Source organism: Streptomyces sp. NBC_01803, assembly GCF_035917415.1.
In the GTDB taxonomy this organism is placed as follows: Bacteria; Actinomycetota; Actinomycetes; order Streptomycetales; family Streptomycetaceae; genus Streptomyces.
Genome location: NZ_CP109073.1, coordinates 1,065,444 through 1,091,698, shown reverse-complemented (window position 1 = coordinate 1,091,698; position 26,255 = coordinate 1,065,444). Strand labels below are relative to the sequence as shown.

At 72.8% G+C, this 26,255-nt stretch carries 28 protein-coding genes; 13 read left to right on the top strand and 15 right to left on the bottom strand.

What is annotated here, in order from left to right; genetic code table 11:
* Positions 1-59: 59 nt before the first annotated feature.
* The 7 genes from OIE51_RS04365 to OIE51_RS04335 all read right to left on the bottom strand — a co-directional run bounded on the left by OIE51_RS04365 (position 60) and on the right by OIE51_RS04335 (position 4,796).
* Positions 60-1,196 carry a methyltransferase domain-containing protein gene (locus OIE51_RS04365; RefSeq protein ID WP_326595643.1) on the bottom strand — a complete coding sequence of 379 codons (1,137 nt, stop codon included), beginning with the start codon at positions 1,194-1,196 and terminating at the stop codon, positions 60-62.
* Positions 1,193-1,318, bottom strand: coding sequence for a hypothetical protein (locus OIE51_RS04360; protein ID WP_326595642.1), 126 nt, complete (start codon positions 1,316-1,318; stop codon positions 1,193-1,195). Before OIE51_RS04360 ends, OIE51_RS04365 begins: the two co-directional genes overlap by 4 nt.
* A 90-nt stretch (positions 1,319-1,408) precedes the next feature.
* A complete protein-coding gene (locus OIE51_RS04355) occupies positions 1,409-2,269 on the bottom strand; it encodes a helix-turn-helix domain-containing protein (RefSeq protein ID WP_326595640.1) in 861 nt (286 codons plus the stop codon).
* Positions 2,266-2,787, bottom strand: a complete 522-nt coding sequence (locus OIE51_RS04350) for a DUF6879 family protein (protein ID WP_326595638.1) — start codon at positions 2,785-2,787, stop codon at positions 2,266-2,268. The genes OIE51_RS04355 and OIE51_RS04350 overlap by 4 nt, the downstream gene beginning before the upstream one ends.
* On the bottom strand, positions 2,771-2,983 hold the full coding sequence (locus OIE51_RS04345) for a hypothetical protein (protein ID WP_326595636.1): 213 nt from the start codon (positions 2,981-2,983) through the stop codon (positions 2,771-2,773). Before OIE51_RS04345 ends, OIE51_RS04350 begins: the two co-directional genes overlap by 17 nt.
* A 102-nt stretch (positions 2,984-3,085) precedes the next feature.
* Positions 3,086-3,451 carry a DUF962 domain-containing protein gene (locus OIE51_RS04340; protein WP_326595634.1) on the bottom strand — a complete coding sequence of 122 codons (366 nt, stop codon included), beginning with the start codon at positions 3,449-3,451 and terminating at the stop codon, positions 3,086-3,088.
* Positions 3,452-3,497: 46 nt separating this feature from the next.
* Positions 3,498-4,796 (bottom strand): tetratricopeptide repeat protein, encoded by a 1,299-nt coding sequence (locus tag OIE51_RS04335; protein WP_326595633.1) that lies wholly within the window; start codon positions 4,794-4,796, stop codon positions 3,498-3,500.
* A gap of 178 nt (positions 4,797-4,974) precedes the next feature.
* Here OIE51_RS04335 and OIE51_RS04330 point away from each other — a divergent pair, with 178 nt between their 5' ends.
* Genes OIE51_RS04330 through OIE51_RS04320 form a run of 3 tightly spaced genes read left to right on the top strand, consistent with a single transcriptional unit; the run spans position 4,975 to position 5,530 of the window.
* Complete coding sequence (locus tag OIE51_RS04330; RefSeq protein ID WP_326595632.1) at positions 4,975-5,169, top strand: hypothetical protein; 195 nt, start codon at positions 4,975-4,977, stop codon at positions 5,167-5,169.
* Between the two features lie 8 nt (positions 5,170-5,177).
* Positions 5,178-5,315, top strand: a complete 138-nt coding sequence (locus OIE51_RS04325; RefSeq protein WP_326595630.1) for a hypothetical protein — start codon at positions 5,178-5,180, stop codon at positions 5,313-5,315.
* A gap of 59 nt (positions 5,316-5,374) precedes the next feature.
* Complete coding sequence (locus OIE51_RS04320) at positions 5,375-5,530, top strand: hypothetical protein (RefSeq protein ID WP_326595629.1); 156 nt, start codon at positions 5,375-5,377, stop codon at positions 5,528-5,530.
* Here the strand turns inward: OIE51_RS04320 and OIE51_RS04315 are convergent.
* Positions 5,524-5,736, bottom strand: coding sequence for a mycothiol transferase (locus tag OIE51_RS04315; protein ID WP_442811861.1), 213 nt, complete (start codon positions 5,734-5,736; stop codon positions 5,524-5,526). The two genes, OIE51_RS04320 and OIE51_RS04315, sit on opposite strands and share 7 nt — an antisense overlap.
* Positions 5,737-5,868: 132 nt before the next feature.
* Here OIE51_RS04315 and OIE51_RS04310 point away from each other — a divergent pair, with 132 nt between their 5' ends.
* On the top strand, positions 5,869-6,249 hold the full coding sequence (locus OIE51_RS04310; RefSeq protein WP_326595628.1) for a MerR family transcriptional regulator: 381 nt from the start codon (positions 5,869-5,871) through the stop codon (positions 6,247-6,249).
* Here OIE51_RS04310 and OIE51_RS04305 read toward each other — a convergent pair.
* The 5 genes from OIE51_RS04305 to OIE51_RS04285 form a co-directional block, all read right to left on the bottom strand.
* Positions 6,224-7,642 (bottom strand): VWA domain-containing protein, encoded by a 1,419-nt coding sequence (locus OIE51_RS04305; protein WP_326595627.1) that lies wholly within the window; start codon positions 7,640-7,642, stop codon positions 6,224-6,226. The genes OIE51_RS04310 and OIE51_RS04305 overlap by 26 nt on opposite strands.
* Entirely contained in the window at positions 7,639-8,511 is an 873-nt protein-coding gene (locus OIE51_RS04300; RefSeq protein ID WP_326595626.1) for an AAA family ATPase, read from the bottom strand. Before OIE51_RS04300 ends, OIE51_RS04305 begins: the two co-directional genes overlap by 4 nt.
* Before the next feature lie 88 nt (positions 8,512-8,599).
* Positions 8,600-9,325, bottom strand: a complete 726-nt coding sequence (locus OIE51_RS04295) for an SDR family oxidoreductase (protein WP_326595625.1) — start codon at positions 9,323-9,325, stop codon at positions 8,600-8,602.
* A gap of 169 nt (positions 9,326-9,494) precedes the next feature.
* Complete coding sequence (gene atzF / locus OIE51_RS04290; protein WP_326595624.1) at positions 9,495-11,204, bottom strand: allophanate hydrolase; 1,710 nt, start codon at positions 11,202-11,204, stop codon at positions 9,495-9,497.
* Complete coding sequence (locus tag OIE51_RS04285; RefSeq protein WP_326595623.1) at positions 11,201-12,001, bottom strand: GntR family transcriptional regulator; 801 nt, start codon at positions 11,999-12,001, stop codon at positions 11,201-11,203. The genes atzF and OIE51_RS04285 overlap by 4 nt, the downstream gene beginning before the upstream one ends.
* 413 nt (positions 12,002-12,414) lie before the next feature.
* Here OIE51_RS04285 and OIE51_RS04280 point away from each other — a divergent pair, with 413 nt between their 5' ends.
* Positions 12,415-13,311, top strand: coding sequence for a glutathione S-transferase C-terminal domain-containing protein (locus OIE51_RS04280; protein WP_326595622.1), 897 nt, complete (start codon positions 12,415-12,417; stop codon positions 13,309-13,311).
* Here the strand turns inward: OIE51_RS04280 and OIE51_RS04275 are convergent.
* Together OIE51_RS04275 and OIE51_RS04270 are read right to left on the bottom strand one after the other, a co-directional pair.
* A complete protein-coding gene (locus OIE51_RS04275) occupies positions 13,308-14,750 on the bottom strand; it encodes a sulfatase-like hydrolase/transferase (protein ID WP_326595621.1) in 1,443 nt (480 codons plus the stop codon). The two genes, OIE51_RS04280 and OIE51_RS04275, sit on opposite strands and share 4 nt — an antisense overlap.
* A gap of 39 nt (positions 14,751-14,789) precedes the next feature.
* Positions 14,790-15,782, bottom strand: a complete 993-nt coding sequence (locus OIE51_RS04270) for a TauD/TfdA dioxygenase family protein (RefSeq protein WP_326595620.1) — start codon at positions 15,780-15,782, stop codon at positions 14,790-14,792.
* Positions 15,783-16,121: 339 nt separating this feature from the next.
* Between OIE51_RS04270 and OIE51_RS04265 the strand changes: the two genes are divergently transcribed.
* From OIE51_RS04265 to OIE51_RS04235, 8 genes are all read left to right on the top strand, one after another.
* Entirely contained in the window at positions 16,122-17,342 is a 1,221-nt protein-coding gene (locus tag OIE51_RS04265; protein WP_326595618.1) for an ROK family protein, read from the top strand.
* 241 nt (positions 17,343-17,583) lie between these two features.
* Entirely contained in the window at positions 17,584-17,730 is a 147-nt protein-coding gene (locus OIE51_RS26855) for a putative leader peptide (protein ID WP_442811860.1), read from the top strand.
* 229 nt (positions 17,731-17,959) lie between these two features.
* Entirely contained in the window at positions 17,960-19,549 is a 1,590-nt protein-coding gene (locus OIE51_RS04260) for an ABC transporter substrate-binding protein (protein WP_326595617.1), read from the top strand.
* A 3-nt stretch (positions 19,550-19,552) separates the two neighbouring features.
* Positions 19,553-20,497, top strand: a complete 945-nt coding sequence (locus OIE51_RS04255) for an ABC transporter permease (protein WP_326595616.1) — start codon at positions 19,553-19,555, stop codon at positions 20,495-20,497.
* Between the two features lie 7 nt (positions 20,498-20,504).
* Complete coding sequence (locus tag OIE51_RS04250) at positions 20,505-21,431, top strand: ABC transporter permease (RefSeq protein WP_326595614.1); 927 nt, start codon at positions 20,505-20,507, stop codon at positions 21,429-21,431.
* On the top strand, positions 21,428-23,407 hold the full coding sequence (locus OIE51_RS04245; protein ID WP_326595612.1) for an ABC transporter ATP-binding protein: 1,980 nt from the start codon (positions 21,428-21,430) through the stop codon (positions 23,405-23,407). Before OIE51_RS04250 ends, OIE51_RS04245 begins: the two co-directional genes overlap by 4 nt.
* Positions 23,404-23,919, top strand: coding sequence for an SUMF1/EgtB/PvdO family nonheme iron enzyme (locus OIE51_RS26850; RefSeq protein ID WP_442811859.1), 516 nt, complete (start codon positions 23,404-23,406; stop codon positions 23,917-23,919). Before OIE51_RS04245 ends, OIE51_RS26850 begins: the two co-directional genes overlap by 4 nt.
* Positions 23,916-26,234 carry a sulfatase-like hydrolase/transferase gene (locus OIE51_RS04235; protein ID WP_326595611.1) on the top strand — a complete coding sequence of 773 codons (2,319 nt, stop codon included), beginning with the start codon at positions 23,916-23,918 and terminating at the stop codon, positions 26,232-26,234. Before OIE51_RS26850 ends, OIE51_RS04235 begins: the two co-directional genes overlap by 4 nt.
* Positions 26,235-26,255: the final 21 nt, after the last annotated feature.

The window sequence follows — 26,255 nt, the reverse complement described above, 5'->3', positions numbered from 1 at the left end:
CCCAAGGTCCACCAACTTTCCGCACCCGCTCTGCGTGCCCCGCACCTCCCACGCCTCACTCACGCGCTCCCCTCCCGTTCGGAGGCAACGATGTGTTGAGGGGAACGCAGCCAGATGTGCTGCTGGTCCTTCGTGACGGTCAGCCCGAAGTCGAAGAGTTTCGGACGGTCGTTGGCCCGCCACCACTCCGCCGCCGTCGCGACCTCGGCGAGCAGATCCCGCGAGCCGTAGCGGAAGGCCGCCATCCCCGAAAGCCGCGCCCACGATCCGCTGTCCTCGCTCAGGAAGAACCAGCCGCCGTCCGCCTCCTGCCGGTAGCAGCCGACTCCGGGCAGCCGGACGTTCAGTGCGAACTCGCCGTGGGCGTCGAGGTCGTTGAGGTCCAGGTCCGTCCCGGTCCGTACGGCCTCCTGCCGCGTCGCCGCCCACACCGCCCGCACATCCAGTCGTTCCGCGCGCTGACCCCGCACCGGCATGAACGCCTCCCGGCCGTGGAACCACCCCTGCGCAGTGCCGTCGTCACCCATCCGCAGCCAGATCAGCCCACGGCCGTGGTAGTTCGGGAACCAAGGCGTCACGATTTCCCCGCCCGGCCGCACCTGCTCCAGCCAGGCCGGCGGAACGCGCCGTACGGCGGCGGTGGAGATCAGCCGGTCGTACGGTGCGCCGTCCGGCCACCCCAACTCACCGTCGCCCCACACAACATGCGGCCGATACCCGGCATCCGCCAGCACCTCGACGGCACGCCGGACCAGACTCGCGTCGATCTCGACCGACGTGACGTGCTGTTCCCCGACGCGCTCGCAGAGCAGCGCGGTGTGGTAGCCGCTCCCCGTCCCGATCTCCAACACGCGGTCACCGGGCCGGGGTTCGAGCGAGGCGAGCATGTTCAGCACGGCGGCGGGCGCACTGATCGAGCAGGTGGCCTCCCGTCCGAGGCCGGAACGGCCGTCGTCCACCTGCGTGACCACCGCGTCCCGCGCGTACAGCAACTCAGCCCAGCGCTGCGGCGCGTGCTCCCTCCGGACGGGGATCCATCTCCGCTCGGCACCGTCCCATTCCCAGACCGTCTCGGGTGCGAAGAGGTGCCGGGGCACCCGCTCGAAAACCTCCTGACCCCACCCGGATGGGAAGTGACCGTCCCGCGCCAGCGACTCGGTCAGCCGCTGGTGCAGGACCTCTACGTCAAGGCTCACTTGCCGTGCTTCCCGTCGCCCGGCTTGAGCACGTCCGTCTGCCCATCCGAATTCCCCGGCGGCCCCTGCGGCTGCGGAGCGGGCTGGTCGGCTTGCGGCGGCGGCTTGGCGTGGTCTCCCATGGCTTCCTCCGGTGAGAGCGGTGTACCTGCTTGTTCTCACAGCGTGACTGTCGCGTCTCGCTGAGTGCAAGCGCTACCCGCGTTCCCGCATTATTCGCCTCCGGCCTCTGCACGGAATTCGTCGGCCCAGCCCTGAAGCAATCGCCGCGCCGAAGCCCCCGACTCCGCATGCTGCTGGAAGAAGTTGAACAGGGCATTGTAGTAGTCGATATCCTTCGGGTCGCGGAGCGCTATCCGGCCCGAGAAGACTTCGATGGTGAGGAGATCCCGGTCGTAGATCGTAAAGGTGTGAAATGGGATCTCGGGGATGGTCCGCGAGAGCGGGAGCACGCCGATCCACACGCTGGGCAGACGGGAGAGAGAAGCGATCCGGTCCAGTTGCAAAGCCATGACTCCCGGCGGGGCAAGACGCCAACGGAGGGCGGACTCCGTCAGCAGGAACTCGAACCGCTTCGACGCGTCATGCAGCACCGCCTGTCGCCGCGTCTTGAGCGCGATCGTACGGGAGTCATCCACCTTCACCGGATCCACCGACGGGGACATCGCCACGCGCATGTACTCGGAAGTCTGAAGCAGCCCGGTCGGGATTCCGGGGAGAAAATACCGCAGCCGTGTGGCCTTCGTTTCCAGAGAATTGAGCTCCTGCTGCACAGTGTGCAGCCCTCTTCGTGCCCAGGTCCGCACGTCCTCGTATTCGGTATTGGCCCGCTGGGCAAGGCCCACCAAGTCTTCGGCGGTCTCGTCATCGATGCCGAGGGCGTTCAGCATCAGCTGCACATCCATCGCGGTGGGCAGCGTGCGGCCCGTCTCGATACGTGAGACCTTCGACTGACTCATGCCACAACGAACGGCGAGCCGTTCCCCGGACAGGCCGGAAGCAATCCGCAAGGACTTCAGCGCATGGGCTAGGTCCCTCCGGTCGCGTCCAGCCTGCCCGGGGTCGACGGTCAAAGTGTGAGGTACTCGGCCTTGTAGTCCGCTACCGGCACGGAGCTCTCGATGGCGAGGCGCTTCCAGGCGCGGTACTGCTCCAGGTCTGGATCTTCGAGCAGGAAGCGTCCGGTCTGCCGTCCGTCAACGTCGTAGCGCATGTCCACGACGTGATCGTCCAGCATCCAGAAGTCCTGCGGGGGGAGTCCCGGATTCTCCCGGTCCGTCAGGTCCAGGATGCGGATGTCCTCCCCGGCCTCGGAGCTGTAGGCGTAGAACGCCATCTCGAACCGCAGGTAGTCGGTCAACGGCCGGGTCAGGACGTGCACCCGTCCAATGGTCCGTCCGGTGCTCCGGAAGTGCCGAAGGCGGACGAGCCATTCGTCGTCGTCCGCCACGGGAATCTCGCCGGTGGCCATGAAGTGGGCGAACTCCGCTTCCTCCTCGGGCATCTGGTAGACCGGCTGCGTCTCCAGCCGCCAGGCGTCACGCTCATAGGCGTTGAAGAAGTGCAGCCAGTCCTCACCATCCAAGCGCACCGAATGCCTCCCTGAGCACCTGTTCTGGGATTTCGACCACGGCTTCGTCGTCTGGCGTCGGCTGGTCAACCCGACTGCCCTGAACGGCGATCGTGCCATGGCTCGTAACATACACACCGGGGCAGTCGCCGCGATTGCAGTTTGGTTCTTCTTCCTCGCTCCGGCATGGTCCGCCGGCGATCAAGCGCAGCTCCATCAAGGTCCCTTCCTGTAGTCAATGTAACCAGGAGTGACCGTACGGGTGCGACTCGTTGGTCCGCAACGGCTATGCGCGTTACCGCATAAACGTGAGCGCGGTCTACCGGCGGGGGGCGTCTTCGGGGTGTTCGATCAGCCACTTCGCCGCGATCTCGGACAGTTCGTCGTCGCGGCCCGCGAGCATCATGCGGATCATCTCGGCGTCGCCGCGCAGCGACCACGTGGGGTGGCCGAACGTGGCGGGGTTGTTGCCCTCGATGAGGAAGTGCGCGGGCCAGGCGGTGCCGTAGCCGATCAGAGGGAGACCGAGGAGCAGCCGGGGGCGGCGGCGGAGGGCGCCGTAGGTGGTGACCGCGAGGCCGGTGAGTGTGCCGGCCAGGTGTATCCACCGGGTCGCGGACTTGGAGTGCATGGCCACGTAGTAGGGCCAGAACTCCTCGTACGACTGGAAGCGTTGTTCGGACATACGGGCACACTAGCCGTGCCGCCGCGTCCCTCACAGGGGGCCGGAGTCAGGCCGTCGCGGGTCGGCCGCCGGTCTCCGCGTGGGCGCGCTCGTACAGCGCGCGGGCGGTCCGGTTGGTGAGGTACGGGCGAAGGCGCGACTTCATGGCGGCCACCCGCTCGTCGGCCCGGCCGGAGTGGACCAGCGGGTATTCGTCCAGGACGTGGCCCCAGGTGGCGCAGGCCGCTTCCAGGTGCCCCATCTCCAACTGGCGCTCCGCCAGGTAAGAGCTGAAGAGTACTGATGACCTTCGGCGGTCATTCGCCTCCCGTAGGCGGAAGTGCAACTGGAGAGAGGACACGCTCCCGACCACATCGCCCAGGCTGTACCGCACCTGCGCGGTGTGATAGGCCAATGTCGCGGCGGAGTACCCGCCGAAAGTCCCCGACTGGCTCTGTGCCTTGTCGATGGCCACCTCCGTGTCCCGGATGGCCCGGAGCGCCGCCGCCCGGTCGTTCATGAGGGCGTACGCATGGGCCTGTTGTCCGGACAAGAAGGCGCGCATCCGGTGCCCGGCGGTCGGGGCGGCGGCCGATGCCGCATCGGCGAGTCGGGCGGCGGCAGGCCCCTGTCCCAGACCGGCGGCCTGCACGGACATGCCTCGCAGGACATGACAGTAGGTGGAGTGGTCTTCACCCGCTCCGGCCAGTTCGAGGGCCTTCACGTAGTACCGCTGGGCGAGGCCGTGCAGTCCTTCGTCGACCGCCATCCACCCCGTCACGTAGCAGAGGAACGACGCCGCCGACATCATCGACTGGCGGACCGCGCTGGACGCGGGTGCCTGGAGGTAGGGGGCCACCGTGTTGACCAGGAAGCTGGACGCCATGGGTCGCGCGTGGCGGCCCCCGAAGTCGTCGTCCAGATCGGACAGGCGCGCGGTCATCGCCTCGACCATCTGCACTTCCGGCAGTCCGATCCGCTGTGACCGGCCTGTTCGTACGGATTCCATGCGGCCGATCACGTCGGGCCATTCCGGAATGGTCAGGGCGACGCTGAAAAGCCCGGCATTGAGAACACCCCTGCGTGACGGGTCCATGTCCGTCCTCCCAAGGTCCACCAACCCCTCAACAGTACCTGGGGACGCATGGTTGTCCTTGGGGGAGCGTGGGGCCGGGAAGCCCAACTCCGCAGCGGTGACCGGGCGTCCGAGGCGCCGGGCCAGGGCTTCCGCGACGAACGGGCGGGCCGCCGCGCGGGGGACCGAGCCGGTCAGCCACTGGTTCACCGACGGCTGGTCGTACCGCAGCGTGACGCCCGATTCGGCGGCCACCCGATTGACGGCCCGCGCGAACTGCGTCTCGCTCATCCGCGCATCCGCGAGCAACTTCGCCAGGCCGGAGTTCGGTTCGCGCTTCCCGCCCATGGGATCACTCCACTCCCTGGTGCTTATGGAACTTATGACCCGCCCCCCGCCGCGCGGTACCGCCCGACATTACCTCTGCGTTGTGATGACTGCACACCTGGTGACCGAGGAAAGGGCGGGCATGAGCGATCGATCCCCGCGCGTGGGAGAACTCGCGCGCGACGTGCGTCGGGGTCACGTCGGCGTCTACATGGGCATGGCCGGACCCCACCTGATGCTCCGGCCCCTCAACGGCGGCCGGGAATGGCCGGTGGCGGAGGGCGACGTCAGGTTTCTGGCACCCGAGGAGGCGCGACGTGCGGGCGTGGCGCGGTGAGTGAGGAGATGGCGCCTCCCCGGGAGACAGCGGAGGACGAGCAACCGGCCGGCGCCGAGGACCGGCCCTCGCTCCAGGATCTCTGGCAGCGCAACGCCGAACTGGGCCGGCGGATCGACGAACACCTCGGCCGGGCCCGGCCGTGAGTGGCGGGCGGACGCGGCCGTGCCCGCTCACGGTCGACGAGCTCAGGCAGCGCTATCTCGTGCGGAGGCAGTCCGCCGCGCGGATCGCCCGGGAATTCGGTGTCTCCGAGTACCGCGTCGCCACATGGCTGCGCGAGGCGGGGATCAGAACCAGGGGACGGGCGGAAGCCAACCGGCTCAGCGGCTTCAACCGCCACGGCCGCATGGGCTACTGACCCACCCGGCCGTCGATCCGTTCGCGCAGGAGGTCGGCGTGGCCGTCGTGGCGGGCGTACTCCTCGATCATGTGGACCAGGATCGCGCGGAGCGACAGCGGGTTGCCCTGGTGGGGGACGGTGAAGCCGAGGTCGGGGGTCTCGGCCGTGAAGCGGTCGGCGCTCAAGACCTCCGCGCGCCACGTCGTCCAGGCTTCCGCGACCACGGCCGGGTCGGGGACCGCGCCGTTGGACTCGGCGTCGGGTCGGCTTCCGTGCGGTACAGCCGTCCCGCGTCATCCGGGTGGGATGGGCCACAGGTTGCCCGGCGGCGGCGGCCGGATGGGATCCTCGACGGTGTGCGTTTCTACTCACCAAGCCAGGTCGCCGAACGGACCGGCTTCAGTATGGACACGTTGCGCTACTACGAGCGGATCGGGCTGCTGGGCGGCGTCGAGCGGACGCCCGGCGGGCGGCGGGCCTACAGCGAGAGCGACGTGTCGTGGCTCGGCATGCTGCGCTGTCTGCGCGACACGGGGATGCCGATCGCGGAGATGCTGCGCTTCACCGAGCTGACGCGGGCCGGTGACGTGACCGTTCCGGACCGGCTCGCCGTGCTGGAGGCCCACGACGAGCGGATAGAGGAGCAGATGGCGCTGCTGCGCGAGCGGCAGGCGCAGATTCGCAGGAAGATCGATCACTACCGCGCCGCCGTCACACCGGCAGCAGACGGGCGATGAGGGTGCTGAGCTGCCGCACGTTGCGGCAGGCGTGCATCGGGACGACGTTCGCGTACCGGAGTGCCGCCGAGTCGCCGGTGCCCCAGGCGGACGGCTGCTCGGGATTCAGCCAGTAGACGCGGCGGGCGCGGTCGCGGATCGCGCGCAGCGCGTCCAGGTTCGGGTCGCCGCCGTTGGTCCGGGCGTCGCCGAGGACGAAGACGGAGGTGCGCGGCCCGATCGCGTCGCGGTGGCGGCCGGCGAACTCCGCGAGCGCCGAGCCGTAGTCGCTGCTGCCGTGCCAGCCGGTCACCGTCGCCTCGCCGAGGATACGGGCGCTCAGGCCCTCCGGGTCGGCGGCGCCGGAGGTGACCAGCCGGGTCACCTCGTCCGTGCGGTTGACGAAGGCGAAGACCCGCACCTTGCTGAACTGGTCGCTCAGCGCCCGCACCAGCAGCATCGTGAAGTCGGCGAAGCCCGCGACCGAGCCGGACACGTCGCACAGCAGCACGATCTCCGGTCGGACCGGACGGCGGCGGCGCAGCACCGGCCGGACCGGCACGCCGCCGGTGGACAGTGAGCGGCGCAGCGTGCGGCGCAGGTCGATCCGCCCCCGGGCGGCGCGCCTGCGGCGGGCGGCCATGCGGGTGGCCAGCTTGCGGGCGAGCGGGTGCACCGTCCGGCGCAGCTCGGCCAGTTGGGCGCGGCCCGCGATCAGGAAGTCGACGCGGTCGGCGGGGGGCGCGATGCCGCGCCGGGCGACCTGGTCGGTGCCGCGCCGTTCCGCGACGCGGCGGCGGGCCTCGGTGCGGACCCGTTCACGGAAGTCCTCGATCCGGCGGCGGATCTCGTCCGCTTCGAGCCGGTCCGTGAAGCCGCCGCCGCCGGAGCCGGCCCCGCCGCCGGTCCCGAGCGCCGCGGCCCGGACCCGGGCCAGCAGCGATTCGGGGCGCAGCCGGTCGAGGGTCTGGTGGGCGGACCAGCCGTCCGTGGCCGGGGAGTCGCCGTACCGGCCGAGGGCGTCCACGGCTTCGGCCGCGAGCCGGGCCAGGGCGGCCCGGTCGTTCGCGGCGAGCGCGTCGGCCAGCCGGTCGCGCAGCGAGGCCCTGATGTCCTCGGCCGACATCACGTGGTCGGGGGCGCCGACGCCGAGCGGGAAATAGAGGTCGAACGCCGGGTCGAAGACGGCTCGTTGGCCCTCGTCGTGGAGCAGCGCGGCGGCCAGGCCCGCGCGGGCCCGCTCGCGGTCGGCGAGCCCCAGCACCGCCAGCACGTTCGCGGCGTCGATGGTCTCGCCGGGGCCGATCCGCAGGCCGTGCGTGCGCAGGGTCCGCACCAGGCCCGTCACCCGCTCGGGCAGGCCCCCGGGCAGGCCCCCGGGCAGGCCCCCGGGCAGGCCCCCGGGCGTGCTCACTGGGTGTCCAACTGGAGCTTGGCGGTGGCCTTCTCGACGTCTTCCTGGTGCTTGAGGATCACGCCGAGGGTGTCGCGGACCAGGCGGTCCTCAAGGGTGTCGGCGCCGAGGGCGAGGAGAGTGCGGGCCCAGTCGATGGTCTCGGCCACCGAGGGCACCTTGCGCAGGTCCATGGCGCGCAGCGCCGCGACCACCCGGACCACGGACGTGGCGAGCGTCTCGTCCAGCCCGGGGACCTTGGTGCGGACGATGCGGCGCTCCAACTCCTCGTCCGGGAAGCCGATATGGAGGAAGAGACAGCGGCGGCGCAGCGCCTCGGACAGCTCGCGGGTGGCGTTGGAGGTCAGCACGGTGAACGGGCGCCGGGTCGCGCTGATGGTGCCCAGCTCAGGGACGGTGACCTGGAAGTCGCTGAGCACTTCCAGCAGCAGACCCTCGACCTCGACGTCCGCCTTGTCGGTCTCGTCGATCAGCAGCACCTTGGGATCGGTGCCCCGGATGGCGGTCAGCAGCGGGCGGGTGAGGAGGAACTCCTCGCTGAAGATGTCCGTGCGGGTCTGGTCCCAGCTCTCGTCCCGGCCGGCGGTGATGCGCAGGAGCTGCTTGGCGTGGTTCCACTCGTAGAGGGCGCGGGCCTCGTCCACGCCCTCGTAGCACTGGAGGCGGATCAGCCGGGCGTCGGCGACCGTGGCGACGGACTTGGCCAGCTCCGTCTTTCCGACCCCGGCCGGGCCCTCGACCAGCAGCGGCTTGCCGAGCCGGTCGGCGAGGTAGACGGTGGTGGCCACGGCGGTGGACGCCAGATAGCCGGTCTCGGCCAGCTTGACGAACACGTCGTCCACGGAAGTGAAATACCCGGTCCCGGTCACTCGCCCACCATCCCCTGACGTCGAGGGCGCCCCTGCCGGTCGCACAGGACCCGTCCCCACATGTTACCGACGGGGAACTTCGGTGTCTCTAGGTCTGGCCGCCGTCCACGGCGATGGACTGGCCGGTGATCCAGCGGGCGCCGTCGGAGGCCAGGAAGCCGACGACGTCCGCGATGTCCTCGGGCCGGCCGACGCGGCCCAGCGGGACGCGCCGGGCGACCTCCTCCAGGGACTGGCCCGAGTGCCGCATGCCGTCGGTGTCGATCTGCCCGGACAGGACGCTGTTGACGGTGATGCCCCGGGGCGCCACCTCGCGGGCGAAGATCCGGAGGAGCTGCTCCCCGGCGACCTTGCTCGCCGCGTACAGCGCGGTCGCCGGGTTGATGGTGCGGGTGACGGCGGAGGAGATGAAGACGATGCGGCCCCCGTCGCGCACCCGCGTCGCGGCCTCGCGCAGCGCGACGAACGTGGCGCGGGTGTTGGCCGAGAAGGTGTGCTCGTAGTCCGCGTCCGTGGCCCGCGCGAGGGGGCCCTGCACGAAGCCGTAGGCGTTGTGCACGAAGACGTCCAGACCGCCGAAGTGCCGCTCGGCGGCGTCGAAGAGGGAACGGAGCTGGACGGCGTCGGTCACATCGGCCCGCACGACGACGGCCCGCCCGCCGGACCTCTCGACCCGGGCCGCGACATCCTCGGCGGCTCCGGCGTCGCTGCGATAGTTCACGACGACCCGCGCCCCGTCGGCGGCCAGCCGTAACGCGGTGGCACGGCCGATGCCGCGCGAGCTGCCGGTGACGATGGCGACCCTGTCCGGCATGGGGTCCTCCTCTTTGCAGATGTCAATATGTTCTTCGCGCATTCTAGGGTCGGCCCTCGCCCTGTTGATCGTGGACTGGGTCATCGACGGACCGGGTCGGACGGCGGGCACGCGCGCGTCGGGGGCACCGCGACGGACGTCGGCCGCGCGGGCCGGACCGGCTGGGGTGCTATGTCATCGACAACCCGTTCGGCACCGAACGAAGGTAGGCGCGCCAGTCGCCGTGCGAGGAGATGTCCGGTGCCGCGTCCGCCGCGTGGGCCTCGCAGAGGAAACCGGTGGTCGTGGTGCCGTCCGCGAGCTCGACGCCGCCGAGGGCCATCGGGGCGGGGAGGGCGGCGAGGAAGGGGCCGAGGGCGGCGGGGGGCAGGGACCAGAGCTCGCCGGTGATCGAGTGGCCGGGGGTGGCGTCGGGGACGCGGACCAGGCCGGGGCGGGGGAGCGGGCCGGGGAGCGCGACCATGCGGTAGCGCGCGGCCGTGGTGACCGGGCCGACCAGCCGGGCGCCCACCGAGGTGAGGTGGTGGTTCAGCGGCTCGCCGCTCAGGTGGGCGCCGAACACCGCCAGGGGCAGGCCCGGCGGTCCCCACGGCGTGGGGGAGGACGGAGGGCCCAGGAGGGCGGCGATATCGGCGGCGACGCGGTCGGCGAAGGCGCGGGCGACCACCGTGACGCCGAACGGGAGGCCGTCCGCCGTGCCGGCCGGCACCGCGACCGCCGAAAGGTCCAGCAGATTCACGAAGTTGGTGAAGGTGCCCAGGCGGCTGTTCACCCCGACCGGGTCGGCGGCCACGGCCGCCAGCGTCGGGTGCTCCGGCACGGTCGGCAGCAGCAGCGCCGCGCTGTCCCCGAGTCGGGCCATCGCCTCGCGCCGCAGCACGGCCAGGCGTTCCAGATCGGCGGCGTACCGGTGGGCGGGCAGTCGCCCGGCCGCCATGATGATGGCGCGCACGGTCGGGTCCAGGTCGTCGGCGCCCCGGTCGATGAACTCGCCGACCGCCGCGTACCGTTCGGCCGCGAAGCCGCCCTCGTACAGCAGCAGCGCGGCCCGCAGGAACGGATCGATGTCCACCGGGCACAACGTCGCGCCCCCCGCGCGGAGGCGGTCGGCGGCCTCCTCGAACGCCGCGCGCCATGACGGACTGAGCCCGTCGAGCTGCCCCGGCAGCGGCACGGCGACGCGCGGCGCCGGTGGCGCCGCCAGGGGCGCGTCGGCCGGCCAGTCCCGCGCCCCACCGCCGGCCATCACGGCGGCGGCGGCCTCGGCGGCCGGGAGCGTGGCGGCGAACACGGTGACGCAGTCGAACGAACGGGCCGCCGGCACCACGCCCTCCGTCGACACCAGGCCGTACGTCGGCTTGATCCCGACGATCCCCTGGAACGCCGCCGGCACCCGCCCCGAGCCGGCCGTGTCCGTGCCCAGCGCGAAGTCCACGATGCCCAGCGCCACCGCGACCGCCGACCCCGCGCTCGACCCGCCGCTCACCCGCGCCGGGTCGAGCACGCAGCGCACCGCGCCGTACGGGCTGCGGGTGCCGACCAGGCCGGTGGCGAACTGGTCCAGGTTCGTCTTGCCCACCACGATCGCCCCGGCCGCCGTGAGCCGGGCGACGGCGGGCGCGGAGCTCTCCGGGCGGTAGGCGTACGACGGACAGCCGGCGGTGGTCGGCAGCCCGGCCACGTCGATGTTGTCCTTGACCGCGAACACCTGCCCGGCCAGCGGGAGTCCATCGGTCCCGGCGGCGGCGCGCGCGTCGATCGCGGCGGCCTCCGCCAGCAGCTCCCCGGCGTCCCGCAGCGCGATCCACGCCTCCGGCCGCGCGCCCTCCGCCAGCAGGGCCAGCGTCCTTCGGACGCGCCGCACGGCCTGTCCGTTCATCGGTCTCCTCCCAGAGCCATTCGGGTGATGGCGCGGGCCGCGCGCTCCGCCACGACATCGAGGGACGCGCCCACGTGATGGTGGAGCGCGGCGTGCGCCTCGGGGAGGCGCCCGGCCAGGACGTGTTCGACGATCTCCAGATGCTCGGTCACCGTCCGCTCGACACGGTCCTCGGTGAGGTAGTCATACATCCGCATGGGGCGGACGCGCACGGTGACCGACTCCAGCGTCTCGGTCAGCCGCGGGTTGCCCGAGGCGCGCAGCAGCGTGTGGTGGAAGTCCTCGTCCCGCGACACGAATCCGGGGTCCGGCCCGGGAAGGTCGCCGCTCAGCGCCCGCCAGGTGTCGCGCAGCGGCTCCAGCAGAGCCGCGTCGTGGACCACCGCCCCGGACTCCATGGCCCGCGCGATGCCGCGCAGCTCGACCGTCACCCGCAGCTCGTACAGGTCGCGCAGCCCGGCCAGATCGGGCCGCGCCGCGTAGTACCCGTCGGGGTGCCGCTCCACCAGGCCGTCGGCCACCAGCCGCACCAGCGCCTCGCGCACGGGCGTCCGGGAGACGCCGAGCCGCTTCGCGAGCCGCACTTCGACCAGGCGGGCGCGCGGGCCGAACTCGCCGTCCAGCAGCATGCGGCGCAGCTCGGCGTAGGTCCGCCCGCGGCGGTCGCCGCGGCCCGACGGCCGCGTCGACCGAGGTGTCGCCGGAGACGCCGACGGAGACGCTGCCGGAGACGCCGGAGATGCCGCCGGAGACGCCGACCACTGTGTCGACAGCGCTGTATACAGCGGTGTGTCCATGGCCGGGACGCTAGGCGGCGGCCGTTTCCCGTGGCTCAACGCCGCGTGGCGCCGGCGTTACGGCCGGACCGGCGCACGGCTGGGCGTGGGGTCGGCGGATGGCCGGAAACGGGACCCCTTGACGTGCGTGCCGGGGAGATCGACAATCCACGAGGCCCCCGCGACGTGTTGTCCCACCAAGGTTGTGTCCACCAAGTCTGACCGAACGAACGGATCGCCATGGGTGACGGAGGATCAGAGACCCACTGTCCGGTTCCCGTCCTTCCCTATCTGACGTCTCGTCGCCACATCGACCTGTTGCGTGTGTGCAGCGCGGGCAGTAGCCCCTTCTGAGGCGCCCGGCCCCCAGACGCCGGTCGCCCGCTCCCTCCCGTTCCACACCACCGCCGACCATTCGCATGTGAGGGAGAGCCATGCCCGCGACGACGCACACCTTCCGTGGCCGGATCGGCCCGGACGCGCGCCACGGCTACTACGCCGCGCCGTACCGCTACCGCCTCTACCTGTCGCTGTCCTGTCCCGGCTGTCTGCGCGTGGCCATCACCCATGGCCTGCTCGGGCTCGGCGACCGGATGCCCCTCGTCCCGCTGCCCGCCGTGCCCGACGCCGACGGCGGCTACGCCGAGCTGCGGGCGGCGTACGAGCGGACCGCGCACGACTACCGGGGACCGGCCACCGCCCCGGCGCTGGTCGACCGGTGGAGCGGGCGCGTCGTGAACAACCACGCCCCCGACATCCTCCGGGACCTGACCACCCGGTTCGCCGCCGCCGGTCGTGCCGGGCTCCGGCCGCCGGCCGCCGAACGCGAGATCGCCGCCCTGGCCGTGCTGTGCGACCGGGACATCAGCGAGGCCGCCCAGCGGGCGGGAGCGCCCGGCGACGGCGGCCCGGACGGCGAACGGGAGCGGGCACAGGCGCTGCGCACCCTGCTGGCCGCCCTCGCGGCCGTGGAGGAACGGCTCGCCGGGCGCCCGTTCCTGACCGGCGACGACCTGACCGCGGCGGACGTGCATCTGTGGGTGACGCTCGTGCAGCTGGACACGGTGCACCGGTGGCACCTGGGCGCGGACGCGGTGCGCCGGATCGCCGACCACCCCCGGCTGTGGGCCTACGCCCGGCGGCTGCTGAACGATCCGGCGTTCGGCTCCCGGCTGCGCGTGGACGACATCGCGCGCCGGCACCATGCCCACTGCCGCGGCCTGGAGGCGGCGGGCGCGGCCGTGCGGATCATCGACTGGTCGGCCGTGGCCACGCCGCCCGTGCCCGGCCCGGAGGCCCTGGCCACCCCCGCCGCCCGGCGGCCCGCCTAGCGCCGCTGGTGGCCGAACGGCAGGTCGGCCCAGGGCAGTGCACGGACCTCGGGGTCGGCGCGGCGCTGGCCGGCGGGACGGGCCGGGGCCGGGACGATCTCCGCCGGGCGTTCGCCCACCCGGGCCAGCCAGCCGAGCAGCGCCGCGCGCAGCCCGTCCGCGACCTCGCGGTGCGAGTCGAGCCTGGCCAGATTGTCCAACTCGTAGGGATCGGCGGCCAGATCGTACAGCTCGGTCTCGACATAACGGGCGGCGTCGGGCTCGTGCCACGGGTCCGCGCCGGGCGCGGCCACCGCGTACTTCCAGCGCTCGGTGCGCACCGCCCGGCCGACCTGTGACTCGCTGATCTGGACGAACACCGACTCGGGGCGGCCCGGATCGGCGCCGCCGCCCAGCAGCGGCAGGAACGAGCGGCCCTGCACACCGTCGGGCACCGGCAGTCCGGCCGCCTCCAGCAGCGTCGGCACCAGGTCGACCGTGCTGACCGGGTGCGTGATCCGGCCGCCGCCGGTGAAGCCGGGGCCGGTCAGCGCCAGCGGCACCCGCACCGAGGCGTCGTGCGCCGACCGCTTGTACTCGGCGTTGCGGGTGCGGAAGTGGGAGCCGTGGTCGGCCGTCCAGGCGAGGACCGTCCGGCCGTCCGCGCCGAGGCCGCGCAGCGCGTCCCGCAGCCGCCCCACGCCCTCGTCCACGCGCTTGATCTGGCCCAGGTAGCCGCCGAGATGGCGCAGCGCCCCGCCCTGCGGGGCCCCGGCGGCGAGCGCGGCCAGGTCGGGCGGTAGCCAGCGGCCCGCGTAGCGCTCGCGGTAGCCCTCGGGGGCCGGGTAGTCGTCGGTGGCGTTCTGGTGGTGCGGCTCCAGCAGCGACAGGAACAGCAGGAACGGCCGCGCGCCGGCGCGCTCGCCGTCGCCGGGGTCGTGGTCCGCGACGAAACGGATCGCCGCGTCGATCAGCGCGTCCGAACGGTAGCCGGGCAGCCGCACCGGCTGCCCGGCCTCGTCGTACAGCACCGTGCGGTAGGCGTCCGAGGTGAACTCCAGCAGGGCGCTCGCCAGCCACCGCTCGTACCCGGCGCGCGCCTCGGGCGCGACCGGCCCGGCCCCCGCGTCGTCGCCCGCCAGGTGCCACTTGCCGAGGTAGCCCGTGGTGTACCCGGCCGCCGCGAACGACTTGGCGAGGGTGGGGATGTCCGGCGGCAGCGGCAGCCCGTTGCGGAACACGCCGGTGGCCGTCGCGTAGCGCCCGGTCTGGAGCGCCGCGCGGGCCGGCGCACACACCGGCTGCGGCGTCAGCGCGCACGCGACATGGGTGCCGGTGTGCGCGATCCGGTCGAACTCCGGTGTGACGTCGGCCGGATTGCCGGCCACCCCGGTGGTGTCCCACCGCTGCTGGTCGGTCAGGATGACGATCACGTTCGGGCGTGGCGCGCTGGCACTCATGGCTTCCTCGGAACGGGGGCGGGCGGGAGGCGGCCGGGGTCAGGCGGCGGCCGTCGACGCGCCCGAGATCGGGCCGAAGGCCGGCGCCGGGATCGTCTCCGGCTCCACCAGGAAGCTGGCGCGGCCTTCCGGGCCCACCGGCACGTCGCCGTCGATGGTCACACGGCTCAGCGTGCGGCGGTGGTCGCCGGAGTCGTCCACGCCGTAGTGCTGGGTGGCGCGGTTGTCCCAGATCGCCACGTCGCCGGGCTGCCACGCCCAGCGCACGGTGTTCTCGGGGCGCTCGATGTGGGCCTGGAAGAGGTCGAGGAGCAGCCGGGAGTCCTTGGTCGTGACGCCCACTACGCGCTGCACGAAGTTCCCGAGGAGCAGAGAGCGTTCGCCGGTCTCGGGGTGCACGCGGACCACCGGGTGCTCGGTGCGGAACTTGGTGGAGACGAACACCTCGCGGTACTGGGCGAGGCGGGCGTCGTCCGCGCCGGGGTGGGCGGCGGCGTAGTCGTACTCGTTGGAGTGGACGGCGCGCAGGCTGTCCGCGAGGACCCGCAGCGGCTCGGCCAGGGACTCGTAGGCGGCGACCGTGTTCGACCACAGGGTGTTGCCGCCGTACGGCGGGATCGTGACGGCGCGCAGGATCGAGAAGGCGGGGTAGGCCGGGACGAAGGTGACGTCGGTGTGCCAGGCGTTGGCGCGGCCGAGGTCGGAGTCGATGGGGAGCGCGTACCGCCCGTCCGCGGAGGGGACCGTGGGGTGGGCGACGGGCGTGCCGAGCAGCCGGCCGAACGCCTCGTGGCTCTCCCCGTCCAGGTGGCCCTGGCCGCGGAAGAACACCACCTTGTGGGCGAGGATCGCCGCGCGTATCGCCGCGGTCGTCTCCGGCGACAGGTCGCCGCCGAGCCGGACGCCCTCGATGACGGCGCCGATCCGGCCGCCGAGGCGCGTGACGGTGATGGTGGGCGCGGAGGTGGTGGGCGCGGAGGAAGTGGACGGGGAAGTGGTGGACGGGGAGGTGGTCGTGGCAGCCGTCGTCATGGCCGGACCCTTTCGTTTCGCGCGCATCCGTGATGGTGTGCGGGAGGCGTTGGTTGATCTCGCAGCGAAATAAATCCGGTGGAGCGGTCACCGTCAACTCCCTTCCGGTTCGGGCGGACCGCCGGGGGTGATTGAATCGGCCTCCGCGGCGACCGGTGCCGGCTGCCTGTCCGCGGCCGTTCCGCCACGGCCGCTGACCTGCGGCGACACCGTTGCGCACGGGGGTGTGGCCCGGCCCGTGCCGGGCCGTGCGGGGCGTGCGACGGGCCGGCCGACGCGCGGCCGGAATGTTCACAGAGACGCAAACAGCCGCAACGAACACCGGGAAGGACCGACGAGATGAGCTTGTCTCCCGCCGACCTCTGGGGCCGGCCGGCCGCCGCGGCCGGCGACGGGCGGCGTGACACCAACGCCGCCGCCGTCTTCCGGGCCGTGCTCGACCACGGGCCCATCGCCAGGAGCGGCATATCCCGGCTCTCCGGCCTCAGCCCGGCGGCCGTCTCCCGCCAGTACCTCGGGCTCGCGCGCCTCGGACTGGTGCGAGAACGGCCCGAGTTGACGGTCGGCGGCAGTGTGGGACGTCCCCAGGTGCCGGTGGACATCGACACCGAGGGGCCGTTGGTGGGCGGTGTGCATATCGGGGTGCCGGCCTCGACCTACTGCCTGCTCGACCTGCGTGGCGGCGTGGTCGCCCGGGGGCTGGTCGACCACGCGGCGCCGACATCGGCCGCCGTGCTCGACGCCGTGCTGGGCAGGCTGCCCGGCTTCCTCGCCGAACGGGCCGCCGGCCGGCCGGTGCTGAGCCTCGGGGCGGTGATCGGCGGCTGGGTCGATCCAGGGCAGGGGGTCGTGGTGCGACACACGGCGCTCGGTATGGGCGAACTGCCGCTGCGCGCGCTGCTGGAACGCGGCCTCGGGCTGCCGGTGCACGTGGACAACCACGCGCGGGCCATCGCCAAGGCGGAGATCCTCTTCGGCCGCCCGGCGGCCCGGCGCAGCGTGGTGCACCTGTTCATCGGGAACGTGGTGGACGCGGCCGTCGGCATCGCCGGCGTGGTCCACCAGGGACCCCGGTCGGCGGCCGGGGACATCGACCACCTGCCGGTCGGCGCGCGCGGCGTGCGCTGCGGGTGCGGACGCTCCGGCTGCCTGCGGGCCGCCGCCTCCGACACGGCGGTGGCCGAGCGCGCGGTGGGGGAGGGGGTCGTTCCCGAGCCGGACGTCCGGCTGGTGGTCGACGCGGCGGCGGCGGGGGACCGGCGCGCGGACCGGCTGCTGCGCGAGCGGGCCCGGCTGGTCGGGCGGGCGGCGGCGCTGCTGACGGACGTGCTCAACCCGGACGTGGTGCTCGTCACGGAGGTCTCCAGCATTCTCAACCCGGAGTATCTGGAGGTGATGGGCGCCGAGTTCGCGGAGCGGTCCCATGTCTGCGACGACCCGGCGCGGCTGGCCGGGCCGCACGCGGGTCCGGCCGTGCTGCCGGTCGCCGGGGGCACCCCGGCGCTGTCCGCGCTGTACCGCAGTCCGTTGCAGAGCGCCCCGCCCAGCTCGTGGACCTGAGCCGCCGGATCCGGGGTCCTGAAGTTGGGTCGCCGGATGTGGGTCGTCGGATCTGGGGTCCGGAGTTGGGTCGCCGGATGTGGGTCGTCGGATCTGGGGTCCTGAAGTTGAGCTGCCGGATGTGGGTCGCCGGATCTCGGGTCCTGAAGTTGAGCTGCCGGATGTGGGTCGTCGGATCTGCGTCCCGGAGTTGAGCTGCCGGACCTGGGGCTGAAACTGAAGGGCTGTCAGTTTCGGACGCATGTTGACCGGCCCAGACCATTCCTGTCACCCTGCTGCCGTGAATCCGGAACTGCGCCTCGTGTCCCGCAGGCATGTCGACCTCCGTCGGCAGGCCAGCGCGATCTGTGCCGTGCGCGCTTCCGTGCCGTGTCGCCGCTGTCTCTGACCCGCGACCGGGCCACGACGCCCGCTTCCCGCGTTCCTCGCTCCGCGCGTCCCTGAGCTGACCTGACCCACCCTGACCGCCTGTGGCGGTTTCCGCGCGGTGGTGATCCATGCGCCGAGTTGATTCCCCTCGTAAAGAAATCAATGGCGGCCGGGCGGCCGATCGAAGCGTGCCACGCCGCCCGCCATGGGTAGGAAAAACCCGTTCACATCACTTTCGGTAGGCATTCATGAACTCGCTGTATCCCTTCACGTCCACCGGCCCGACCCGGCGCGGTCTGCTACGGGCCGGTGGCGCCGGCGCCGCGCTGCTCACCCTCGCCGCCTGCCGCTCAGCCGCCAGCCAGGACGAGAGCACCGACGGCGCCGGAGCCGGCGGCGAGCCGCGCCGCGGCGGCACCCTGACCGTCGCCCACGGCGTGGACTTCGCCCCGGGGCTGCTCTTCTCCCAGAGCTCCATGAACCTGCCGCACCGCCTGGTGTTCAACACCCTCACCCGCTACGACGACGACCTCAAGCCGCAGCCCGAGCTAGCGAGTTCGTGGGACATCTCGCAGGACGGCACCACCGTCACGCTGCGGCTGCGGGACGACGTGACGTTCCACGACGGGCGGCCGTTCACCGCCGACGACGTCGTCTTCGCCATCGAGAACCTTCAGAATCCCGAACGCGCCGCCCAGTTGAGAGCCACGGCCGTCGCCATCACCGGCCTGGACAAGCGCGGTGACCACGAGCTCGTCCTCACCCTCGACCACCCGGTGGGCAACCTGTTCGATCTCTTCGAGTTCATGATCATCACCGACCCGAACGCGGTGGACGACGCCATCACGGGCGAACGGCTGGTCGGCACCGGCCCGTTCCGGTTCGAGGAGTGGCGGCCCGGGGCCGGCCTCACCCTCACCCGCAACGAAGCCTACTGGCGCCCCGACCGGCCCTACCTGGACCGGGTCGAGATCCGCGTCATCACCCAGGCCGACTCGCTGGTCTCCTCGCTGCGCACCGGCCAGTCGCACCTCTCTCTCGGCGTCGCCGGCCGCGACGCGGCCCCCCTCGCGGACGACTCCGCGTTCGAGATCGTCTCCTACGAGACCGGCGGCGGCGCGTACTACGTCGGCGCCAACGTCGATGTCCGCCCCACCAACGACAAGACCGTCCGGCAGGCCATCGCCTGGGCCATCGACCGCGACCGCATCGTGGAGCAGGCCCTGGGTGGCTTCGGGCTCGCCAGCGCGGCCCCCTGGCCGGAGTCGTCCCCGGCCTTCAGCGAGGCGAACCGCACCCACTACCGCCACGACCCCGACCGCGCCCGCGAGTTGCTGCGGGAGGCCGGCGCCGAGAACATCAGCCTCCCGCTCGGCCACTCGTCCACCCCCGGCCTCACCGTCCTCGCCGAGATGGTCCAGTACGACCTGGAGCAGGTCGGCATCCGCACCGAGCTCCAGCCCTACGATCCGACCAACGCCCAACGCCGCCTGATCTCCGGCGAGATGCCCGCCCTGTGGACGATGCAGCACGGCTTCGCCCAAGTCACGCCCTCCACCCTCGTGGTCAGCGCCTATCCCTTCAACGAGGCGCAGAACACCTCCCACTTCAGCTCCCCCGAGTACACCGAGCTGGTCCAGGACGCCTGGCGCGCCACCGACCCGCGCGGCGAGGACGCCCTCGGCCTCTACCAGCGGATCTCCGACCTCCTGCTGGACGAGGCGTTCATCATCGACCTCGCCGTCCTGCCCGCCCTCCAGGTGGCCCGCGCCGCCGTGCGGGGCGCCACGGTCAACAAGTTCAGCTATCTCAACCTCGACGACGCCTACCTGGCCTGACCCATGACCTCCTATCTGCTCAGACGCGTGCCTTCGGGCCTTCTCGTCCTCCTGCTCGCCTCGTTCGTCATCTTCCTGATCCTCCGGCTGATCCCGGGCGACCCCGCCGTCACCCTGGCCGGCCCCGACGCCCCGCCCGGGACCGTCGACGCCATCCGGGCCCGACTCGGCCTGGACGAGCCGGTGTTCAGCCAGTACCTGGCCTGGCTCGGCGACCTGGTCCACGGCGACCTCGGCCCCTCCTACACGATCGGCGGCGACGTCGCCGAGCTCATCGGCAACGGCCTCGGCGCGACCGTCGAGCTGACCGTCGGCGCCCTCGTGCTCGTCGTCGCGCTCGGTCTGGCCCTCGGCGTCCTGGGCGCCACCGCCCGGCGCCGCCCGGTCCGCGCCGCCGTCCGGGTCCTGACCACCGGCGCCCTGTCCGTGCCGCCGTTCGTCACCGGCGTCGTCCTCGTCCTGGTGTTCGCCGTCGGCCTCGGCTGGCTCCCGGCCGGCGGGCATCTCTCCGTCCTCGACGCCCCCGACCTCGGCGCCCAGTACCTGCTGATGCCGGCCCTCTGCCTCGCCCTCCCCAGCGCCGCCGTCCTCGGCCGGTATCTCAAGGACGGCCTGGAACGGGCGCTGGACGAGGACTACGTGCGCACCGCCACGGCGCTGGGCGTCTCGCGCCGCCGGGTGATCTGGCGCCACGCCCTGCCCAACGCGCTCCCCCCGGCCGTCACCGTGCTCGGCATGCAGACCGGACAGCTCCTGGGCGGCGCCATCCTGGTGGAGGCGATCTTCGCCTGGCCGGGGCTCGGCCGGCTCGCCCAGCAGGGCGTCATCTCCCGGGACTACCCCGTCGTCCAGGACCTGCTGCTGCTCCTCGTCGGAGTCTTCGTCGTGATCCAACTGCTCACCGACATCGCCTACGCCGTGCTCGACCCCCGGATAAGGCTCGGGTGAGGCGGCCATGACCACAGCCAAGACCACAGCCAAGACCACGGCCAAGGCCGCCGGGACGACAGCCACGGCCACGGCCGCCGGGACCACGACCGGGACCCCGGCCTCCGCCCGGCCGCGCGCCGGCAACGTCTACCTGGGCGGTCTGCTCGCCCCGCGCGGCCTCACCGGCCTCGCCCTCATCGGTGTCATCGGCCTGCTCGGCCTCCTCGCCCCGGTGCTCGCGGACGCGGCTCCGACGGCCCAGAGCGGACAGGCCCTGCTCGACCCCGGCAGCGGCGGGCACCTCCTGGGCACCGACGAGGTCGGCCGCGACCTGCTCAGCCGCGTCCTGCACGGCATCCGCACCGACCTGGCCATCATCCTCGTCGCCGTCCCGACCGCCGCCGTGGCCGGCAGCCTGCTCGCGCTGCTCGCCACCGCCTCCCGCCCGGCCGATGTCGTCGTGCAGCGCGTCTTCGACCTGCTGCTGGCGTTCCCCGGGCTGATCCTGGCCCTGGCCATCACCGCCATCATGGGCCCCGGCTACCTGCCGGTGATCGTCGTCATCGCGCTCGCCGAGATCCCCGGCTTCGGCCGGGTCCTGCGCGGCGGCATCCTCGTCCAGCGCGAGCGCGAGTACGCCGTCGCCGCCCGGGTCGGCGGCGCGAGCCGGCTGCGGGTGCTGACCCGGCACGTCCTGCCCAACGCCGTGGACCCGCTCGTCGTCCAGCTCGCGGTGTCGCTGCCGATCGCCGTGTTCATCGAGGGCGCCATGAGCTTCCTCGGCGTCGGCGTCCGGCCGCCCGAGCCGACGCTCGGCAGCGTGCTCAGCCAGGCCATGCCGTATCTGTCCAGCCACCCCTCCTTCGCCGCCGCGCCGCTGATCGCGGTGACCGGGCTCGTGCTCGGCTTCACCCTCATCGCTGAAGCCCTCAACAAGGGAGTGCGCCGATGACCTCCGCTCTCGACGTCCAGGACCTCCAGGTCACCTTCGACGACGGCCACCGCCGGGTCCGGGCCGTGAACGGCGTGGGGTTCCGGCTCGCGCCCGGCGAGACGCTGGGCATCGTGGGCGAGTCCGGCTCCGGCAAGTCCACGACGGCGCTCGCCCTGATGCGGATGCTGCCCGGCACCGGCCGCATCACCGGCGGCTCGGTCCGGCTGGACGGCACGGACCTGACCACCGCCGACGAGGAGTGGCTGCGCGGCGCCCGGGGCGCGAAGATCGCCATGATCTTCCAGGACCCGATGACCGCGCTCAACCCCGTTCTGTCCATCGGCCGGCACCTGGACGAGGCGATGCGCGCCCACGGACGCGGCGACCGGGCGGCCCGGGCGCGCCGCACGGTCGAGCTGCTCGACCTGGTCGGCATCCCGGACGCGGCGCGCCGCCTGCGCGACTACCCGCACCAGTTCTCCGGCGGCATGCGGCAGCGCGTCATGATCGCGCTCGCCCTCGCCAACGAGCCCGACGTGCTGCTGGCCGACGAGCCGACCACGGCACTGGACGCGACCGTGCAGGACCAGATCCTGCGCCTGCTGGACCGGGTGAACCGCGAGACGGGCACGGCGGTGGTGCTGATCACCCACAACATGGGCGTGGTGGCCCGCGCCTGCCGCCGGACGCTGGTGATGTACGGCGGCACGGTGGTCGAGGACGGCCCCACGGAAACAGTCCTCCGCCACCCCCGCCACCCGTACACGGCCGGGCTGCTGGCCGCCGTCCCCCGCCTCGACGCCCCTTCCGGCACCCGCCTGCACAGCATCCCGGGCACCCCGCCCGACCTCTCCCGGCCGCTGTCCGGCTGCCCCTTCGCGGCGCGCTGCCCGCTGGTGGAGGACCGCTGCCACGCGGCGGCCCCGCCGCTGACGAGCCACGCGGACGGCGTGCGGACGGCCTGCTTCGTGACGGCGGAGGCGGTGGGCGCGCGGGAGCTGGTCACCGTGGGAACGGGCACGGCCGAGGCCGTGGAGACCGCCGGCCCCGCCCGCTCGAACGGGCACGGGCCGGCCGGGGGAGCCGGCGAAGCCCGCCGTGGCCCGGCAGGCGAGGCCACCGGCGGGGAGCGGCCCGGCCCGGATGCCGGCCCGCCCGTGCCCGTGCCCGTGCCCGTGTCCGTGCCCGCCGCCCGGGAGCCCCATCCGTCGGAGACGGCGCTGCTCGACGTCACCGGGCTGCGCAAGACCTTCCCGGTGCGGGGGCGTGGCGGGCGGCGCCGGCCGTTCGTCGCGCTCGACGGGGTCGAACTCTCGCTCGCGGCGGGGGAGACCCTGGGCGTCGTGGGGGAGTCCGGCAGCGGCAAGTCCACCCTCGCGCGGACCATCGTGCGCGCGCACCCCGCGACATCGGGGGCCGTCCGGTTCCGGGGGCGGGACGTCACCGGTGCCTCGGGCGCCGCGCTCAAGGAGCTGCGCCGCGAGGTGCAGATGGTGTTCCAGGACCCCTACGCCTCCCTCAACCCCCGCATGACCGTGGGCCGCGTCATCGCGGAGCCGCTCATCGCGCACGGCATCGGCGACCGGGCCGACCGCCCCGAGCGCGTCGCCGCGCTCCTCGCCCAGGTCGGCATCGACCCGGACGCCGCCGACCGCTATCCGCGCGACTTCTCCGGCGGGCAGCGACAGCGCATCGGGATCGCCCGCGCGCTGGCGCCCGAGCCGTCCGTCCTGATCTGCGACGAGCCGGTCTCCGCGCTCGACGTCTCCGTGCAGGCCCAGGTGGTCAACCTGCTGACCGACCTCCAGCGGCGGCTCGGGCTCGCCATGATCTTCATCGCCCACGACCTGGCCGTGGTCCGTCAGGTCAGCCACCGCATCGCGGTCATGCACCAGGGGCGGATCGTGGAGACCGGCCCGGCGGACGACATCTGCGAGCGGCCCCGGCACGACTACACCCGCACCCTCCTCGCCGCCGCCCCGGTGATCGCGTGACGGGCCGCCGCCGCCGCGTCCCCGGCCGCGACCGGGGGCACGGGCACTCCGGCACCGAGCTGCCGCCCCTCGCCGTCGGCACGCGGCCGGCGCGGCGGCCGGAGCGGGCACAAGTGACCCTGCCCGGCGGGGTGTTCACCCTGGGTGACCACTTCCGGGAGGTGTACCACGCGGACGCCGAGGGGCCGGTCCGCGAGGTGCGGGTCGCGCCGTTCCGCATCGACACCACGGCCGTCACCAACGCCGACTTCGCCGCGTTCGCCGACGCCACCGGCTATGTCACCGACGCCGAACGCTTCGGGAACTCCTTCGTGTTCCACCTCGTCCTCGCCCCCGGCGCCGCGCTGCTCCAACCGGCCGCCACCTTCGGCGAGCCGGGCCGCGCCGAGCTCACCCCGCCGGCCGAGGAGCCGGCCCGGCTCTTCCCCGTCCCGACCGGCACGTCCGCGTCCGGGTCCGCGTCTCCAGCCCCGTCCCCGTCCCTATCCGCCGCCGTGAGGACCTCCGCATGAGCCTGCCGTCTCCCTACCGCCGCAACCCCTACGACGCCTTCGGCGGCATCGTCGGCCGGACGTTCGCCGAGTCGGAGGCGGCCTGGCCCGAGCGCCGCCGCCCGGACGCCCAGGCGCCGAACATCGTCGTCGTCCTCGTGGACGACATGGGATACAGCGACATCGGCCCCTTCGGCGCGGAGATCCCCACCCCGGTCCTCGACCGGCTGGCCGAGCGCGGTGTGCGGCTCACCAACTACCACACCATGCCGCTGTGCTCGCCCGCCCGCGCCGCGCTGCTGACCGGCCTCAACCCGCACCGCGTCGGATACTCGTTCGTCGCCAACGCCGACCCCGGATTCCCCGGCTACGGCATGGAGATCGCCGACGACATCCCCACCCTCGCGGAGACCCTGCACGACGCGGGCTACGCGACCTACGCCGTCGGCAAGTGGCACCTCACCCGCGACTCGGCGTCCAACGCCGCCGACGACCGCCGCGACTGGCCGCTCCAGAAGGGCTTCGACCGCTACTACGGCGTGCTGGAAGGACTGACCAGCCTCTTCCACCCGCACCAACTGGTGCGGGACAACAGCCCGCTGGACATCGACGCCTTCCCCGAGGACTACTACTACACCGACGACATCACCGATCAGGCGATCGCCATGGTGAAGTCGCTGCGCGCGCACGACGCCGACAAGCCGTTCTTCCTCTACCTGGCCCACAACGCCGTCCACGGCCCGCTCCAGGCCAAGCCCGAGGACATCGCCCGCCACCGCGGCCGGTACGACGAGGGCTGGGACCGGCTGCGCGAGACCCGCTTCGCCCGCCAGCTCGCGGACGGCCTCTTCCCGGCGGACACCGCGCTGCCGCCCCGCAACCACGAGGCGGGCCACGAGGTCGGCGCCTGGGACGAGCTGTCGGCCGACCAACAGCGGCTCTACGCACGCTACATGGAGGTCTACGCGGCGATGGTCGACAACATCGACCAGAACCTCGGCCGCCTCCTCGACACCCTCGAAGCCCTCGGCGACCTCGACAACACCATCATCGTCTTCACCAGCGACAACGGCGGCACGGGTGAGGGCGGCCCCGAGGGCACCCGCAGCTACTTCAGCCGTTTCGTCCAGCACCCCGGGCTGCCCGACGACTGGAACCCGGACGTGGACCGCGACCCGGAGCTGATCGGCGGCCCGCGCACCCTCGTGCACTACCCGCGCGGCTGGGGCATGGCGTCCAATACCCCGTTCCGCCTGTACAAGGGGCAGACCTACGCGGGCGGCGTGCGCGTCCCGTTCATCCTCTCCTGGCCGGCGGCCGGGCTGCCGGACGGCACGCGCGACCAGTACCAGTACGTCACGGACATCGTGCCGACCCTGCTGGAACTGGCGGGCGTCGAGCGCCCAAGGATGCTGCGCGGCGGCCCGGTGCAGGAGCTGGACGGCGTGAGCTTCGCGCCCGTGCTGACCGACCCGGCGGCCGACTCCGCGCACGTCGAGCAGTATTGCGAGATGACCGGCAACCGCAGCTACTACCGCGACGGCTGGAAGCTGGTCACCCTCCACCGGCGGGGCGCCGACTACGACGACGACGAGTGGGCGCTGTTCGACATCGGACGCGACCCGACCGAGACGACCGACGTCGCCGCCGACCACCCCGACGTCGTCAAGGAGTTGTCGGCCGCCTGGGAGGCGGCGGCCTGGCGCGACGGCGTCTTCCCGCTGCCGGACGCCAGCGGCGCACTGGCCCTGCGCTCCCCGGACGAGGAGCGCCTGCGCCGCCCGGTCACGCTGCTGCCCGGCACCCCGGAGCTGGAGCGGTACCGTTCCTCGCGGCTGATCTCCTTCCGGTCCTTCGCCATCACCGTCCGCCTGCGCCGCCACGGCCCGTCCGACGCGGGCGTGCTGGTCTCGCACGGCGACCAGGGCGGCGGCTACGGCCTCTACGTGGAGGACGGCCGACTGCGGTTCGTCTACAACGAGTACGGTGTGCCGCACGAGACGGACGCCGGCCCGCTGCCGGCCGGGGAACACACCATCGAGGTCGCGGCCACGGCCCTGCCGGGCATCCGCTGGTCGTTCACGATCAGCGTGGACGGCACCGCCACGGCCACCGGCCCGGCCGTCCACCAGCTCATCGGGATGGCGCCGTTCCAGGGCATCAGCGTGGGGATCGACCGCAAGTCCCCGGTGTCCTGGCCGCTGTTCGAGCGGCACGGCACCTTCCCGTACTCGGGCGGGCTGACGTCGGTGACCTACACGCCGGGGCCGCCGGCGCCGTACGACCCGGAGACGGTGGCCCGCACGCTGCGGGAGGCCGCCGCCGCCTTCGAGTGACGCGAAGCGGCGTCCGGCCCA

Coding starts and splice junctions, on each gene's coding strand:
- OIE51_RS04250 (WP_326595614.1), top strand. CDS start 20,505: ATGACCACAGCCAAGACCACAGCCAAGACCACGGCCAAGGCCGCCGGG.
- OIE51_RS04255 (WP_326595616.1), top strand. CDS start 19,553: ATGACCTCCTATCTGCTCAGACGCGTGCCTTCGGGCCTTCTCGTCCTC.
- OIE51_RS04285 (WP_326595623.1), bottom strand. CDS start 12,001: ATGGACACACCGCTGTATACAGCGCTGTCGACACAGTGGTCGGCGTCT.
- OIE51_RS04330 (WP_326595632.1), top strand. CDS start 4,975: ATGAGCGATCGATCCCCGCGCGTGGGAGAACTCGCGCGCGACGTGCGT.
- OIE51_RS04295 (WP_326595625.1), bottom strand. CDS start 9,325: ATGCCGGACAGGGTCGCCATCGTCACCGGCAGCTCGCGCGGCATCGGC.
- OIE51_RS04275 (WP_326595621.1), bottom strand. CDS start 14,750: ATGAGTGCCAGCGCGCCACGCCCGAACGTGATCGTCATCCTGACCGAC.
- OIE51_RS04280 (WP_326595622.1), top strand. CDS start 12,415: ATGCCCGCGACGACGCACACCTTCCGTGGCCGGATCGGCCCGGACGCG.
- OIE51_RS04235 (WP_326595611.1), top strand. CDS start 23,916: ATGAGCCTGCCGTCTCCCTACCGCCGCAACCCCTACGACGCCTTCGGC.
- OIE51_RS04335 (WP_326595633.1), bottom strand. CDS start 4,796: ATGAGCGAGACGCAGTTCGCGCGGGCCGTCAATCGGGTGGCCGCCGAA.
- OIE51_RS04325 (WP_326595630.1), top strand. CDS start 5,178: ATGGCGCCTCCCCGGGAGACAGCGGAGGACGAGCAACCGGCCGGCGCC.
- OIE51_RS04345 (WP_326595636.1), bottom strand. CDS start 2,983: ATGGAGCTGCGCTTGATCGCCGGCGGACCATGCCGGAGCGAGGAAGAA.
- OIE51_RS04245 (WP_326595612.1), top strand. CDS start 21,428: ATGACCTCCGCTCTCGACGTCCAGGACCTCCAGGTCACCTTCGACGAC.
- OIE51_RS04340 (WP_326595634.1), bottom strand. CDS start 3,451: ATGTCCGAACAACGCTTCCAGTCGTACGAGGAGTTCTGGCCCTACTAC.
- OIE51_RS26855 (WP_442811860.1), top strand. CDS start 17,584: ATGTTGACCGGCCCAGACCATTCCTGTCACCCTGCTGCCGTGAATCCG.
- OIE51_RS04260 (WP_326595617.1), top strand. CDS start 17,960: ATGAACTCGCTGTATCCCTTCACGTCCACCGGCCCGACCCGGCGCGGT.
- OIE51_RS04265 (WP_326595618.1), top strand. CDS start 16,122: ATGAGCTTGTCTCCCGCCGACCTCTGGGGCCGGCCGGCCGCCGCGGCC.
- OIE51_RS04360 (WP_326595642.1), bottom strand. CDS start 1,318: ATGGGAGACCACGCCAAGCCGCCGCCGCAAGCCGACCAGCCCGCTCCG.
- atzF (WP_326595624.1), bottom strand. CDS start 11,204: ATGAACGGACAGGCCGTGCGGCGCGTCCGAAGGACGCTGGCCCTGCTG.
- OIE51_RS04270 (WP_326595620.1), bottom strand. CDS start 15,782: ATGACGACGGCTGCCACGACCACCTCCCCGTCCACCACTTCCCCGTCC.